This window comes from Arthrobacter sp. ISL-28, from assembly GCF_018613875.1.
Lineage (GTDB): Bacteria > Actinomycetota > Actinomycetes > Actinomycetales > Micrococcaceae > Arthrobacter.
Genome location: NZ_JAGGPJ010000007.1, coordinates 134,205 through 148,821 on the forward strand (window position 1 = coordinate 134,205; position 14,617 = coordinate 148,821).

10 protein-coding genes and 1 tRNA gene are annotated in these 14,617 nt (G+C 66.4%); 7 read left to right on the forward strand and 4 right to left on the reverse strand.

All coding sequences use genetic code 11. The features are described 5' to 3' along the window. The first annotated feature begins 5 nt into the window (after nucleotides 1-5). Complete coding sequence (locus J7E80_RS05535) at nucleotides 6-1,505, forward strand: NAD-dependent succinate-semialdehyde dehydrogenase (RefSeq protein ID WP_215050477.1); 1,500 nt, start codon at nucleotides 6-8, stop codon at nucleotides 1,503-1,505. Here J7E80_RS05535 and J7E80_RS05540 read toward each other — a convergent pair. From J7E80_RS05540 to J7E80_RS05550, 3 genes are read right to left on the reverse strand one after another with little or no spacing between them, the layout of a single operon-like run. Further along, complete coding sequence (locus J7E80_RS05540) at nucleotides 1,502-4,036, reverse strand: transglutaminaseTgpA domain-containing protein (protein ID WP_215050478.1); 2,535 nt, start codon at nucleotides 4,034-4,036, stop codon at nucleotides 1,502-1,504. The genes J7E80_RS05535 and J7E80_RS05540 overlap by 4 nt on opposite strands. Next, nucleotides 4,033-5,454, reverse strand: a complete 1,422-nt coding sequence (locus J7E80_RS05545; protein ID WP_215050479.1) for a DUF58 domain-containing protein — start codon at nucleotides 5,452-5,454, stop codon at nucleotides 4,033-4,035. The genes J7E80_RS05540 and J7E80_RS05545 overlap by 4 nt, the downstream gene beginning before the upstream one ends. Before the next feature lie 11 nt (nucleotides 5,455-5,465). Next, entirely contained in the window at nucleotides 5,466-6,617 is a 1,152-nt protein-coding gene (locus J7E80_RS05550; protein ID WP_215050480.1) for a MoxR family ATPase, read from the reverse strand. A gap of 245 nt (nucleotides 6,618-6,862) precedes the next feature. On the opposite strand from J7E80_RS05550, the gene J7E80_RS05555 reads away from it, so the two are divergent. The 5 genes from J7E80_RS05555 (at nucleotide 6,863) to J7E80_RS05575 (ending at nucleotide 13,215) form a co-directional block, all read left to right on the forward strand. Beyond that, entirely contained in the window at nucleotides 6,863-7,750 is an 888-nt protein-coding gene (locus J7E80_RS05555) for a TatD family hydrolase (RefSeq protein ID WP_215050481.1), read from the forward strand. A 292-nt stretch (nucleotides 7,751-8,042) separates the two neighbouring features. Then, a complete protein-coding gene (locus tag J7E80_RS05560) occupies nucleotides 8,043-9,191 on the forward strand; it encodes a resuscitation-promoting factor (RefSeq protein ID WP_215050482.1) in 1,149 nt (382 codons plus the stop codon). A gap of 156 nt (nucleotides 9,192-9,347) precedes the next feature. Beyond that, the gene (gene rsmA, locus J7E80_RS05565; protein WP_215050483.1) at nucleotides 9,348-10,253 is read left to right on the forward strand and encodes a 16S rRNA (adenine(1518)-N(6)/adenine(1519)-N(6))-dimethyltransferase RsmA; all 906 of its coding nucleotides are present in this window, start codon (nucleotides 9,348-9,350) and stop codon (nucleotides 10,251-10,253) included. Between the two features lie 115 nt (nucleotides 10,254-10,368). Then, nucleotides 10,369-11,331, forward strand: coding sequence for a 4-(cytidine 5'-diphospho)-2-C-methyl-D-erythritol kinase (locus J7E80_RS05570; protein WP_215050484.1), 963 nt, complete (start codon nucleotides 10,369-10,371; stop codon nucleotides 11,329-11,331). 60 nt (nucleotides 11,332-11,391) lie between these two features. After that, entirely contained in the window at nucleotides 11,392-13,215 is a 1,824-nt protein-coding gene (locus tag J7E80_RS05575; protein ID WP_215050485.1) for an ABC-F family ATP-binding cassette domain-containing protein, read from the forward strand. A 423-nt stretch (nucleotides 13,216-13,638) separates the two neighbouring features. Here the strand turns inward: J7E80_RS05575 and J7E80_RS05580 are convergent, their stop codons facing one another. Continuing rightward, nucleotides 13,639-14,283, reverse strand: coding sequence for a TetR/AcrR family transcriptional regulator (locus J7E80_RS05580; RefSeq protein WP_311380772.1), 645 nt, complete (start codon nucleotides 14,281-14,283; stop codon nucleotides 13,639-13,641). A gap of 212 nt (nucleotides 14,284-14,495) precedes the next feature. On the opposite strand from J7E80_RS05580, the gene J7E80_RS05585 reads away from it, so the two are divergent. Next, nucleotides 14,496-14,567, forward strand: a tRNA-Gln gene (locus J7E80_RS05585). The last annotated feature ends 50 nt before the right edge of the window (nucleotides 14,568-14,617 follow it).

The following is a 14,617-nucleotide window of genomic DNA, read 5'->3' on the forward strand; positions in this document are numbered from 1 at the left end:
TCACCGTGTCTGTTACTACAGAGTCCACTGTTACCGCAGAGCGCGAAAGCGAACTGCTCGCATCCGTTCCCACTGGCCTGCTCATCAACGGCCAGTGGCGTCCGTCGGCGTCAGGCAAGACGTTCGACGTCGAAGACCCCTCCACCGGCAACGTTCTCCTGACCATCGCCGATGCCGGAGCTGAGGACGGCATGGCCGCCCTCGATGCCGCCGCCGCCGCCCAGGAATCTTGGGCCAAGGTTCCTCCGCGGGAGCGCGGTGAAATCCTGCGCCGCGCCTTCGAGCTCGTCACCGAGCGCGCGGAGGACTTCGCGCTGCTGATGACCCTGGAAATGGGCAAGCCGCTGGCAGAGGCCCGGGGCGAGGTCACCTACGGCGCCGAGTTCCTGCGCTGGTTCTCCGAGGAAGCCGTCCGCGCCTTCGGCCGCTACTCGGTTTCCCCGGACGGCAAGTCCCGCCTGCTGGTCACCAAGAAGCCGGTGGGCCCGTGCCTGCTGATCACCCCGTGGAACTTCCCACTGGCGATGGCCACGCGGAAGATCGCCCCCGCGGTCGCCGCAGGCTGCACCATGGTGCTCAAGTCCGCGAACCTGACCCCGCTGACGTCGCAGCTGTTCGCCGCCGTGATGCAGGAGGCTGGCCTGCCGGCCGGTGTCCTGAACGTCATCCCCACGTCCACCGCCGGCGCCACCACGGGACCGCTGATCAAGGACCAGCGCCTGCGCAAGCTCTCTTTCACCGGCTCCACTGAGGTGGGCCGCCGCCTGCTCTCGGACGCCTCCGAAACCGTGCTCCGGACCTCCATGGAACTGGGCGGGAACGCCCCCTTCGTGGTGTTCGAGGACGCCGACATCGACGCCGCCGTCGCCGGTGCCATGCTGGCGAAGCTGCGCAACATGGGGGAGGCCTGCACTGCGGCCAACCGTTTCATCGTCCACGAGTCCGTCGCCGATGAATTCGCCGAAAAGTTCGCAGCCAAAATGGCGGACATGACCACCGCCCGGGGAACAACGCCCGAGTCCAAGGTCGGCCCGCTGATCGACGCCAAGAGCCGGAACAAAGTCCACGAACTCGTATCCGACGCCGTCGCCTCCGGCGCCACTGCCGTTGTCGGCGGCGCCCCGGTGGACGGACCCGGATACTTCTACCAGCCCACGATCCTCAAGGGCGTCACGGAAGGCAGCCGGATCCTCTCCGAGGAGATCTTCGGGCCTGTCGCGCCGATCATCACGTTCGCCAGCGAGGACGAGGCTATCCGGCTGGCGAACAACACGGAATACGGCCTCGTGGCCTACGTCTTCACCAGGGACCTGAACCGGGGCATCCGGATGGGCGAACGGCTCGAGACCGGCATGCTCGGCTTGAACGCCGGCGTCGTGTCCAATGCGGCAGCGCCGTTCGGCGGCGTCAAGCAGTCCGGGCTGGGACGCGAGGGCGGTCTCGAAGGCATCGAGGAATACCTGTACACGCAGTACATCGGGATCGCCGACCCCTACGCCGGCTAGCCTTCGCGCAAGCGACGCAGGCCGTCGCGGGCTTTGTTCCAGGAGCCCGCGACGGCGCGCCGGATCTTCGCCCCAAGGCTGCCAACCGCCCGGAAGGGCGTACCGGCGACTCGCCCCCACCGTGACGTGACCGACGGCGGCAGCCATTCCGCACGCAGCCAGCCCAAGAGCCCCGCATTGCGGCGCAGCACTTTCCGCACCGCCGCGATCTTGGCTGTAGTGGACGGGGCGGGGGAATTGCCCCCCGCGGCTTCAGGCTGGCCCACGGCGGCTGGCCGGCCGTACTGGTGGTGTTCGAAAGCGCTGGCAAGGTCCCGCACCGCGGCCTCCGCCGCACGGTGCGCTGAATCCTCCGCGGTTTCGGGCGCTGCCTTGTCGAGCCCGGCTTGTGCCGGCTTGAGTGCAGGCGAACCGCGAAGCCGGGCAGAAAAGGCCCGGGCTGTTTCACTGGGTCCCGGCCGCACGCCGTAGTCCGTGGCGAGGTCCAGTAGCTCCGACCACGCGAGCGGCGCAGCCTCTCCGCCCCTGGCGGCCGGTCCCCGCAGGCGGCGGGCCCGCAGGCTGGTGCGGATAATCTTCGGGGACGCTGCCATCAGGACCAGCAGGAGCGCTCCGACCGTACCGTAGACCATGGGAAGCACCTGGTTCCCGGGGCCGGCGCCCCCGTCACCCGGCAGAGGCAGAGCCCCTGGTTCCGGTGTGGGAGGCGGCGTGGCGCCATTCGTGGGCTGCAGGCCGTCATTCGTTCCATCATTCGTGCTGGCGCCGCCCGAGCCTGGGTCCTGGGCGTACGGTGGCACGACGCCCCGCGAGGGCGTGGGCTCGAACGGAACCCAGCCGAGGCCTTGGAAGTACAGTTCCGGCCAGGCATGGGCATCCCGGGCGTCGACCTCGAATTCGGGAAGGGCACCCTGTCCTGCAACAGACACCGTTGCCCCCGTCAGCCTGCCGGGTGCGTAGCCCACTGCAATCCGGCTGGGGATCCCCTCCACCCTGGCCATCACGGCCATGGCCGACGCGAAGTGGATGCAGTAGCCGCTCTTCTGGGCCAGGAAGTCCGCCAGCACGGACAATCCGTTGCCGTCGTAGCCGTTCTGGACCGGCGATTCCAAGGAATAGGTGAAGTCCCCGCCACGCAGGAACCGTTGGATTGCCATCGCCTTTTCGTACGCGGTCCGGCTGTTTGACGTGACAGAATCGGCGGTGGTCCTGACGATTTCCGGCAGATTGGCGGGCGGCCTGATGAACTCCTCGGGAATCCCCCGCACGGGCGCCGAGGACTGGTCCAGGAGCTCGGTTGTCAGTTTCGGAGCCGAGGACCGGACGAGGTATTGCTGATTCCTCGAGTTGGTGTCCGTGCCCTTGATACTGAGGGTGGCCGGGTCCCAGCTCCAGCGTCCCGTGAGGCCGTTGACCGCCTCTGGCGCGTACGGCACCGGAAGATAGGGGCTGGTGAAGTCTCCCGTGTTGACCAGCGTGAGCTGGCGGATCTGTTCTGGCGCCAGAATCTCGTGGCCCACCTCCATGCGGCCGGGACCGGCCCGGCGGATCGAATTCCGGTCGTCCGGCGACCAGGCCTCGCCGTCGAACCGGTCCACGGTCACGGACCGCAGATAAAGCGGAGTGGTGGCATTCGTGGCGTAGGTGATCCGGCCCTCGCCGGTCGGGCGGCGAAGGCTGTTGCCGAGGCTGATCATGGGATTCAGACCGCTGGAGGAGGCCCAGGGATTCAGCCGGGAGCCCTGCGGGAACGTGCCCTGGTCGAAGCCGGGGATGATGAGCTGGAGCACCAGCGTGGCCGCCAGCGCCGCGGCTCCGGTCATGGCGGCGCGTTTGATCTGGTCGGGATTCCTGGCGGTATCGGCCTGGGTGCGCGCGTCGGGGGCAAACCACTGGCTGCACGCGAGAATGAGCAGGAAGCCGGCCGCCGTTGCAAGGAATCCCACCAGGCCCACGCTTTGCGGCTTGATCATGGCGGGGACGACGAGCACCGCCAGGAGGCCGAGGCCGCTGGTGGCAGGCATGCCCAGCGGCAGGGCAAGGGCATCCACCAGTATGACCACCAGCCCCAAGGCGGCGCAGGTAACCAGGACGATGCCGGCGTTCGGGGCCACGGGAGAGCTCTCAGACAGCACCGTTTCGCTGGCCCGCCGCAGATGTCTGCCCAAGCTGGCCAGGGTTGCCTCGTAAGGGATGAAGCCGGCGAAGCTGTCCCTGCGGAAAAAAGTGAACGTCAGGATGAAGACCAACGAAACGAAGCCGCCCAGGGTGACCAGCAATGGCCGGACCCTGAGGGCGCGAAGCCCCGCCATGGTCAGGGACACCACGAAAATGGTGGTGAGTACCGGCATGTACCAGGCCCAGCCCCTGAGCACACCGTTGAGGGACAGCGCTGATCCGCATACGGCGAACGCCACGGATCCCGCCATGGCCCATGGATACGCACCAGCGCTGGGGCGCCGGGTCCTGCCTGGCGTGACCTCGTCCGGCTGGGCATCGGTGTCCGCCAGGCGCTGGGGTGTGAGGGTCACCGGGCCACCCCCGCTCCCCGGCGTACGTCGGCAGCTGCCGCTGCCAGGGCGTCGTCGCCTTCATCAAAATAGGTCCAAGCGGCCGGCAGGGAGGCGGAGGCATCCACGGCAACGGCACGCCAGCCGCCGAGCCGCAGGGCCTCGAGGACATCGTGGGACTCCGCTGGCCTGTCACTGATTACCATCGCAAACGCGTTCGCTGCGTACCCCGCCGCGGGCGCCAGCGCCCGCGCCTCGGCCAGCGTGATTTTGCCGAGGACCGCCAGGACCGGGCCGCGCATCCTGTGGGCAGCGAGCTTGTCAATGAGCCGGTCGTCGAAGACCGGCTGACCGGACTCCGGGCCTCCGGGGTGGTCCCGGCGGGCCGAGTCGTCCCGGCGCAGGTGGTGCGAACCGGAAAGCTGGATGGCGGCCAGGCTTTCGGCGACGGATTGGAGTCCGCCCGCGCCGCTGTATTCCTCACAGTCGGGTTCGGGCGCGGATGGCGAGCGGCGGAAGGCGGGGTCGCCTGCGGCGTCCAGGAACCTGAGGGCGTAATTGCGCTCGGACAGGTGCGCGCTGACCGACATTGCGGCCGTGACGGCCCACTCGAAGGCGTCACTTGTGACGAGGTCGTGGCCGTCGTCGCCGGAGCCGCTGAAGACTGAGCCGAACCCCGTGGAGTACGCGATGAACCGCTGATCGAGGATGATCGTCGCCTCCGGCGTGGTGACGGATTCCTCCTGCCTCACCATCAGGGCGCCGTGGCGGGCGGTCGCGGGCCAATGAACCCGGCGCATCGGATCGCCGTGCCGGTACTCCCTGGTCATCACGTCGTCGTCACTGGGATTGGCCCGGATCCGCGTGGCCGTTATCCCGTCATTTCCGCGGGCACCGGCCAGGCCGGTGACGGGAAGTTCGACGGCGGCCGGCGTCACGGTGAGCGTGTCGCCGTCGTCGATGGTGTGTCTGTGAAGCGAAAGCCCGAACGGATCCGTGAACTCCGCGGTCACCGGACCAATCAGGAACTGTCCCCGTTTCCCGGAGCGGAGACGGTACTCGTAGCGGCTCGTGCCGCCGCTGGCGGACATGGCGGGAAACCGGAAGACCGGCGATTCACCAAACCGCGATGGAAGCCGCTCTTCCATGATCACCCTGCCGGTGCCCGGCCCTGTCCTGGCGACGGCCAGCCGGACGGTCGTGATGGAGGCAGTCTCCACAGTGGAGGGACTGAATTCCCGGTACACGCGGAACCGGGGCTTGACCAGCCTGATGCTGGCGAGGGAGACGAGCGGCAGTACTACCAGCAGCACCCCCAGGGCCAGAAGGTCCCGGCGGCCCATAACCTGGGCGAAGAGCAACGAAATGACTCCGGCGGCGAGGAGCCCCCAGCCGCGCGTGCTGAAATGCTGTCGGGGGAGACGGTCCAGCAGTGCCACGGCGAATCCTCCTAGCGGCTGGGGCGCAAGTCGGGCGCCTGCCGGGGGTTATGAGGGCCGGAGGGTCCGGCGGCCGTGGATTTCCGGGGTCCACGGGCTGAGTTGTTCATCTCCTGGCTGATCGGAAGCTTGGCGAGCACGCCGCGGACCACGCTCTGCGGCGTCTCGCCCGTGCTGGCGGCTTTACGGTCAAGGATGATCCGGTGGGCCAACACGGATTCGGCAACGGCAACAACGTCGTCCGGGAGCACGAAGTCCCGGCCATCCAAAGCCGCTGTGGCTTTGGCTGCACGCAGCAGCTGAAGCATAGACCGCGGGCTGGCCCCGAGGCGCAGCATGGCGCTGTCCCGGGTGGCCCGACCCACCGCAACGGTGTACTCCTTCACGGATTGGGAGACATACACCTGCTGCACGGTGGCAATCATGGCGGCCACGTCCGCCGAAGTCACCACGGCTGTCACCCGCGCCAGCGGGGACGTCGCCTGATGGGTCTCCAGCATTTCGATCTCGGAGTCCTTGTCCGGATAGCCCATGGAGATCCGTGCCATGAAGCGGTCCCGCTGCGCCTCGGGCAACGGATAAGTCCCTTCCATCTCGATCGGATTCTGGGTGGCGACCACCATGAACGGTTCAGCCAGTTTGTACGAGTTTCCGTCCACGGTTACCTGGTGTTCCTCCATGCATTCAAGCAGGGCGGACTGCGTCTTCGCCGAGGCGCGGTTGATTTCATCACCGATCACGATGTTCGCGAAGACCGCGCCGGGACGGAACTCAAACTGACGCGAGGACTGGTTGTAGATGGATACACCGGTCACATCGGACGGAAGGAGGTCAGGGGTGAACTGAATCCGGCTGACCGAGCAGTCGATCGTGCGCGCCAGCGTCTTGGCGAGGAGAGTTTTTCCGACTCCGGGCACGTCTTCCAAAAGCAGGTGGCCCTGGGCGAGCAGGACCGTCAGGGCGAGCTTTGCCGCCTCGGCCTTGCCATCGATCACCGTATTGATTGCCGTCAGGATGCGTTCGGTCGCAGCGCTGAAAGCCTCCGCCTCGAGGGCGACCGTCTTGTAGCCGTTGACCTGGGTTCCGCCTTCCGCAGCACCTCCTGCAAAGACCTGTCCGCCCGGAAGTCTTTGGTCCATCGTGGTGCGTCGGTGCGGTTCCATCGGCAACCTTTCAGCCCTGAGTGACGTGCGGAACGGTATGCGGAAGCTCTTCCGGTGCCGGTCTCGGGCGATCACATCTATCCGTACCAGCGTACTAACACAACTGCCGTAGCTGACAGAGAGTTCCCGGTAAATCTGTGCGCGCTGCTGGACGGACCGCGGCGGTGGGGCACCGGCGGGTCCAGCCTGGCCCGTCGGGACCGGCCAGTCCGCGGGAGGACGGCCCCCGCCGTTAGGCTGGAGGGATGTGCAATTCCCTGACGCCCCAGCCCTATCGAGCGACCGGAAGCGACGGATCCGGCAAGCAGGGCTACCCGCCCGCGCCGGAACCCCTGCCGGTGCCGGTGATGGACAACCACACCCACCTCGACTTCCCAACCAAGGATGTCCAGGTGGGGGTCGGTGCGGCACTCGACGCCGCTGAGGCGGTAGGGGTCCGGGGCGCAGTCCAGGTCGGCACTGATCTGGAATCCTCCCGGTTCACAGTCCGGGCCGTTGACCTGGATTCCCGGCTGCTCGGAGCCGTGGCCATCCACCCCAACGACGCCCCCGAGTACGCCCGGCGAGGTGAACTGGAGGCGGCGCTGCGCGAAATAGAGGATCTCGCCGCCCACCCGCGGATCCGCGCCATCGGTGAAACCGGCCTGGACTTCTTCCGCACCGAGGGAGAGGGGCTGGCTCCCCAGCGCTATTCATTCCGCCGGCATATCGACATCGCCAAAAGATTGGACCTCACCCTCCAGATCCATGACAGGGATGCCCACGACGACGTCGTACAGGTCCTGCGGGAGGAAGGCACCCCGGACCGGGTGGTGTTCCACTGCTATTCCGGCGGTGAGGACCTGGCCAGGATCTGCAACCGTGAAGGGTGGTTCATGTCGTTCGCCGGAGCGCTCACCTTCAAGAATGCCGAGGGCCTCAGGGCTTCGCTGGCAGTTGCTGACCCGGCCCTTGTCCTGGTTGAAACTGATTCCCCGTTCCTCACGCCGCATCCGCACCGGGGCAGGCCCAACGCCAGCTACATGGTCCCGTACACCGTGCGGGCCATGGCCGAATTGACAAACTCGGATCTCGCCCGGCTCTGCACCCAAATCAGCGAAAATACCCTGCGGGCATACGGATCCTGGGACTGAGCAGCCCGAGCCCGAGAGCTCGCAGCTGCATACGCGGTATGTAATGGTTTTGGTCGCTTTATAACGGATCGGTTACAGTGAGGAACTGTTAGCCGGGGTCGGGGAAGGCCTCCGGAAAATGTCACTCATTTTTTAGGCAGGGCGCCTCGAATGTCCTGCCTTGTGAGTGTGGCGGCGCACAAGCCTGTTGCACACCTCCGGCCTGGTCCGGAGCCACCCCTTGGGTGGCTTGCCGTAGCTTGCTCTGTGCGTTTTTCCCCGTGCCCGGAAGGCTCCAAAGATACGGGCAATCGTGGTCAAGTTCTCTTCCCCGGACGGCAAGTTCAGTTTCGTCAAGATAGCCGCCCAGCTGGCGGTGCTTTCGGCGCTCGTGCTCGGACTGGTTGCCTTCGTTGGCAACAACAAGACAGTCACCCTGAACGTTGATGGCAAGGTGAGTTCCGTCCAGACCTTTGGCGGCACTGTGGCCCAAGTCGTCAAGAGCGCCAAGGTGGACCTTCAGGCCGCCGACCGCGTGTCCCCGTCGCTGGACACGCACGTGGAAAACGGTTCGGTGATCAACGTCAACCTGGCCAAAGCCGTGAAGGTGAGCCTCGACGGCGCCGAGAAGACTGTCAATACCACTGCCCCTGACGTCGCCGGTCTTGTCACCCAGCTCGGAGTGGCCAGCGCTTCCGAATTGTCGGTCCCGAAGAGTGCGCAGCTGTCTGTCGACGGATCCTTCGTGGCCATCTCGACGCCGAAGACCGTCAGCATCCTCGCCGACGGCAAGGCTGCGAAGACCACGACCACTGCGACGACGGTGGGCGAGGTGCTCAAGGATGCAGACGTGAAGCTGGCAGGCGCCGACCGCACGTCGCAGCCGGCCAACGCGCACGTCGTCAACAATATGGTGATCAAGGTTTCCCGGGTGGACACCAGTAAAACGGCCACCGTCACCGAAGAAATCCCCTTCCAGACGCTGACGACGAACAACGCCGAGTTGCTCAAGGGCGAAGAGGAAATCACCCAGGCGGGCGTTCCCGGGACGGTGACGAAGAAATACAAGCTCGTCCTGGTCGATGGCCGCGAAGCCTCCCGGACCCTTGTCTCCAAAACGGCAACGCTAGAGCCCGTGACAGAAAAGGTCACGGTCGGCACCAAAGCGAAGCCCAAGCCGGCCGACGCGAATACCGGCGCCGCCGCTCCCGCCATGATGAACGAGGCGATGTGGGACAAGATTGCCCAGTGCGAATCGGGCGGCAACTGGTCGATCAACAGCGGCAACGGCTACTACGGCGGATTGCAGTTCGATATTCAGACCTGGATCGGTGCAGGCGGCGGGGCCTATGCCCCCAATGCCAGCCAAGCCACGAAGGCCCAGCAGATCGATATCGCCAACCGCGTCTATGCCGAGCGCGGCCTGCAGCCGTGGGGCTGCGGCTGGGCGGCCAGCAGCTAACATGCCCGACGCGAAGCGCGCAGGTACTAAAGCCATCCGTGGCTGCTGACCACCGCCGCCGGGTCCGGAATCTCCGGGCCCGGCCTTCGCCGTCCCGCCTTGCCTTGCAGTCGTTACCAAACCCCAACCTGGCGGGCGCCGGGATAGGATACCTAGGTGACTGACCCGACTCCTTCCGCCTCCGATACCGCGCCTGCCCATCTGTTTGGCGCCTCAGACATCCGCAGGTTGGCCGAGGAAATCGGCGTCCGTCCCACCAAGACCCTGGGTCAGAACTTCGTGATCGACGGCAACACCATCCGCAGGATTGTGGCCGTGGCGGGCATCGGCCCGGAGGAAACTGTCCTGGAAGTCGGGCCTGGCCTTGGCTCCCTGACGCTGGGGCTGCTGGACGCCGCGAAGTCGGTCGTCGCCGTCGAAATAGATCCGGTCCTGGCCGCCAAACTGCCGGAAACTGTCCGGGAGTGGCGGCCCGCTGCCGCCCGTGACTTCCACCTCGTGCGAGCCGACGCCATGAAGGTCACCGAACTCCCGGTGGAGCCCTCGGCCCTCGTGGCCAACCTCCCGTACAACGTGGCTGTTCCTGTGGTCCTTCACCTCCTGCAGTACTTCCCGTCGATCCGTCACGGACTGGTGATGGTTCAGGACGAGGTGGCAGACCGTCTTGCCGCCGGTCCGGGTTCAAAGATTTACGGAGTGCCTTCCGTCAAGGCCGCGTGGTACAGCAGCATGCGCAAGGCCGGAGTAATCGGCATGAACGTCTTCTGGCCCGCGCCCAAGATCCAGTCCGGGCTGGTGGCCTTTACCCGCCGCGAACCTCCGGTCACCTCCGCCAGCAGGGAGCAGGTCTTCGCGGTGATTGACGCCGCGTTTGCCCAGCGCAGAAAAACCCTTCGGGCCGCCCTGGCCGGCTGGGCCGGCAGTGCAGCTGAGGCGGAGCGTTGCCTGGTCGCGGCTGGAGTGGATCCCACGGCCCGCGGCGAAGTTATTGACATCGCCGCCTTCGCCCGTATTGCCGAAGCCCGTCAGGCCGCGGATGCCTCAACGGCAGAGGACGCTTGACCGGCCGCGGACGCTTGACCCGCAGGGGCCGAACGCAGCCAGCAGCGCTCGTGAGTGACGCACGCAGGCCCGGTCTTTGTTGGAGCCCGGCACCGCCATGCCCTAGCTTGGACTCATGGACGCAGTGAGAGGGCGCTTTGCGGCGAGGACTGTCCGGGTCAAGGCTCCGGGCAAAGTGAACGTCTCCCTGGATGTGGGGCCACTGCGGCAGGATGGCTACCATTCCGTGGCGAGCGTGTACCTCGCCGTCTCGCTGTATGAGGAAGTGGCCGCCACCAGCACCCCCACGGACGGCATCACTGTGAGCATCAGCCCTGACAGCACCCTGGACCTCGACGGCGTCGACATCCCGCTGGACGAACGCAACCTTGCCTACAAGGCCGCCGCCCTCATGGCGGACGTGTCCGAGCACTCCAGCGGAGTCCATCTTGAAATCACCAAGCGCGTGCCCGTGGCCGGAGGCATGGGCGGCGGATCCGCCGATGCGGCTGCCACGCTGCTGGCCTGCGACGCGCTGTGGAACAGCGGGCTGTCCCGGGACGAACTGGCCCACCTCGCCGCGGAGCTTGGGGCCGATGTGCCCTTCGCCCTGCTCGGGGGCACAGCGGTGGGGCTTGGCGTGGGGGACGACCTCTCCCCGGCACTGGCCAAGGCCCAGATGGACTGGGTTCTGGTCACTGCCGAGTTCGGGCTATCGACGCCTGACGTGTTCCGGACACTGGACCGCCTTCGGGACGCTGAAGGGGTCGAGGCCGACGAGCCCACAGCGGTGGACCCGAAGATCCTGCAGGCCCTGCGCGGCGGCGACCCCGAGGCCCTGAGCCGGGTGCTGGTCAACGACCTCCAGCGGGCTTCCATCGAATTGGCGCCCAGCCTGCGGGACACCCTTGGCCTGGGTGAATCATGCGGCGCCATCGCCGGGATCGTCTCAGGCTCGGGGCCCACCGTTGCGCTGCTGGCGCACAATCCCGAGGCCGCCGAAAGGCTCGCCGAGGAGTTGGAGCGTAAAGGCCTGACGGCGCTCGCCGTGCACGGTCCCGTTCCCGGCGCCCGCATCATCTCCGATACCCTCCTTTAATACCCTTTCCATTACTTCCCGTATCTTCGTTCCCCAGTTTTCAGAAGAAAGCAGTTCCCAGTGGCACACCTGCTCGGCGGCGAGAACCTCTCGGTCTCGTACGCAACCCGTACCGTTCTCGATGGCGTCACCCTCGGACTCGAGGAGGGCGACCGGATCGGCATGGTGGGGCGGAACGGTGACGGCAAGTCCACGCTGATGCGTCTGCTTGCGCTCCGTTCGACGCCGGATTCCGGCCGGGTCACCAAACGCGGGGACGTCAATGTCGGCTACCTGGACCAAAGTGACGTCCTCGACGGCGACCTCACGGTGGGTGCCGCCATCGTCGGTGACAAAGCGGACTACGAATGGGCAGCCAACGCGCAGATCCGTGAGGTCATGGGCGGACTGGTGTCCGACGTCGACTGGCACGCCAACGTGCATGCCCTGTCCGGCGGCCAGAAGCGCCGCGTGGCGCTCGCTAAGCTCCTCATCGAAGACCACGACGTCATCATGCTCGACGAGCCGACCAACCACCTCGACGTCGAAGGCGTCGCCTGGCTTTCCCGGCACCTGAAGACCCGCTGGCGGGCGAACCAGGGCGCCTTCCTCGTGGTCACCCACGACCGCTGGTTCCTCGACGAAGTCTGCACCAAGACGTGGGAGGTCCACGACGGGATCGTTGATCCGTTCGACGGCGGTTATGCGGCCTACGTGCTGGCCCGCGCAGAACGCGACCGTATGGCGTCCGTGGTCGAAAGCAAGCGCCAGCAGCTTGTGAAGAAGGAACTCGCCTGGCTGCGCCGCGGAGCCCCTGCCCGCACGGCGAAACCCAAGTTCCGGATCGAGGCCGCGAACGCGCTGATCGCCGATGTTCCGGAACCCCGGGACTCCACGGCCCTGAGCAAGATGGCCACTGCCCGCCTGGGCAAGGATGTCCTGGACCTGGAAAACGTGTCACTCGATTTTGTGGGCGGCGAGGCCGGACAGAAGCTGTTCGACAACATCACCCTCCGCCTCGCCCCCGGCGAGCGGCTCGGGCTCGTTGGCGTCAACGGAGCAGGGAAGACCACGCTCCTCAAGCTCCTTAACGGCGAGATCCAGCCGACGTCGGGCAAGGTCAAGCGCGGCAAGACAGTGGTCACCGCGGTGCTGACCCAGGAGGTCAAGGAACTCGACGATGTGGCCGACCTCCGCGTGATCGAGGTCATCGAACGCGAAAAGCGCTCCTTCAACGTTGGCGGTAAGGAGTTCACCGCCGGCCAGCTCGTGGAGCAGCTCGGCTTCACCAACCAGAAGCAGTGGACGCCGGTCCGGGACCTGTCCGGCGGTGAGCGGCGCCGCCTCCAGCTCTTGCGCCTGCTGGTGGGCGAGCCCAACGTGCTGATGCTGGATGAACCCACCAACGACCTCGACACCGATACGCTCGCCGCCGTTGAAGACGTTCTCGACGGCTGGCCCGGCACGCTCGTGGTGGTCAGCCACGACCGCTACCTGCTGGAACGCGTCACGGACCACCAGATGGCACTCTTGGGCGACGGCAAGATCCGCGGCCTGCCCGGCGGCGTGGACCAGTACCTCGAACTGCGTGAATCAGCCCTCGCGGGATCGACGATCACCGGCGGCGGCAACCCCGTGACCTCCTCCAGCCCGGCACCTGCCGCTGCATCCGGTGCCTCCGAAGCCGAAAAGCGCGACGCCCGCAAGGCCAAGAACCGCATCGAGCGCCAGCTGGGCAAGATCACCCAGCAGGAAGAAAAGATCCACGCCCAAATGGTCAAGAGCACGGCCGACAATGACTTCGATGCAATGGCGGACCTCAACAAGAAGCTCAAGGACCTGACCACAGACCGCGAAGCCCTCGAGCACGAATGGCTCGAGGCGCTCGAAGTCCTCGGCGAGTAGCCATCGGGAAGCGGCCCACGTTGGGCCCGTGCTCGCCTGCGTGCCTGAGACGGCCCTTCGGCGTCGCTTAGACACGCCGCGTAATGGACATTCCGGTCGCTGGGCGACCTCCATGCCCTGACGCGTCGCGATGCGCTCCTTTCCGAAGGACCGCCTCCGGCGGGGAGAAGTCACCTCACCGCTGTGGACGAGGAGGCATTCCGAGCGTCGGCAATAGCGAGGCGGCAGACCTTCGCGTAGGAGCGCATCGCGGCGCATCGGGCTCCGAAGGTCGCTCAGCGACCGTAGGGGCCCCTATGCGCTGTGTCTAAGCGACGGCGAAGGGCCGCCGCATCGCGGAGGTGAGCACGTACGACGGCGCAGGGCCGCCGCTCGGAGGGGACCACGCACGACGGCGAAGGGCCGCCGCACCGCGGAGGCAACCTATCCTTCAGACTTGAGTTCCGGTTCCTTCTTTAGTCCGGTGAGTCCGTTCCAGGCGAGGTTCACGAGGTGGGCGGCTACGGCGCGTTTGTCGGGTTGGCGGCTGTCCTGCCACCATTGGCCGGTCATGGCGACCATGCCGACGAGCATTTGCGCGTACATGGCGCCGTCGGCGGCGCTGAATCCGCGGCGGGAGAATTCGTCGGCCAGGATGTGTTCCACGCGCTCAGTGACGTGCGAGAGCAGGGTGGAGAAGGCACCTTCCGGCTGGGACGGGGGAGCATCGCGCATGAGGATGCGGAAGCCGTCGGTGCGGTCCTCGATGTATGTCAGCAGGGCGAGGGCAGCACGTTCCACCAGGACCCGCGGCTTCGCTTCCTCGGTCAGGGCGTCGTTGATGGAGGCGAGCAGGATCCTGAATTCACCGTCCACCACTTGGGTGTACAGGCCCTCTTTCGAACCGAAGTGCTCATAAATAACCGGCTTGGAGACGCCTGCCGCAGCCGCGATCTCCTCGATGGTGGTGCCGTCCAGACCGCGCAGTGCGAACAGGCCGCGGCCCACGTCAACTAACTGCGAACGGCGTTGGGGACCGGTCATGCGTGACCGCGGGATGCGCCCCGGAGCCGGTTCCGGTGTCGCCATGAGGTTCCCCGTCCCCTTAGTTGTCCCTGTGCTCTTGCTCACCGTCCCATCATGCCCTATGCCACAGGGGACGCCGTGGCCGGGAGCAGCCCGTTGCATGCAGGCGCGGGGGATGGGGGCTGGACCGGCGGCGCACACCGGCCGAGGTCGCATGAGCCTCGACGTTCGTGGCAGAATTGGTTCTCGTGCCTTGGCTTCGAGCCGGGGCGCGGTCCGCTCTGGTGTAATGGCAGCACCCCGGCCTTTGGAGCCGTGGAGTATAGGTTCGAATCCTATGGGCGGAACTGCTGCAGCGGTGTCCAGTAGGATGAGCCTGTTGTCGGCTCCGGGCTCA

Coding starts and splice junctions, on each gene's coding strand:
- J7E80_RS05550 (WP_215050480.1), bottom strand. CDS start 6,617: ATGGAACCGCACCGACGCACCACGATGGACCAAAGACTTCCGGGCGGA.
- J7E80_RS05570 (WP_215050484.1), top strand. CDS start 10,369: ATGGACGCAGTGAGAGGGCGCTTTGCGGCGAGGACTGTCCGGGTCAAG.
- J7E80_RS05555 (WP_215050481.1), top strand. CDS start 6,863: ATGTGCAATTCCCTGACGCCCCAGCCCTATCGAGCGACCGGAAGCGAC.
- J7E80_RS05580 (WP_311380772.1), bottom strand. CDS start 14,283: ATGGCGACACCGGAACCGGCTCCGGGGCGCATCCCGCGGTCACGCATG.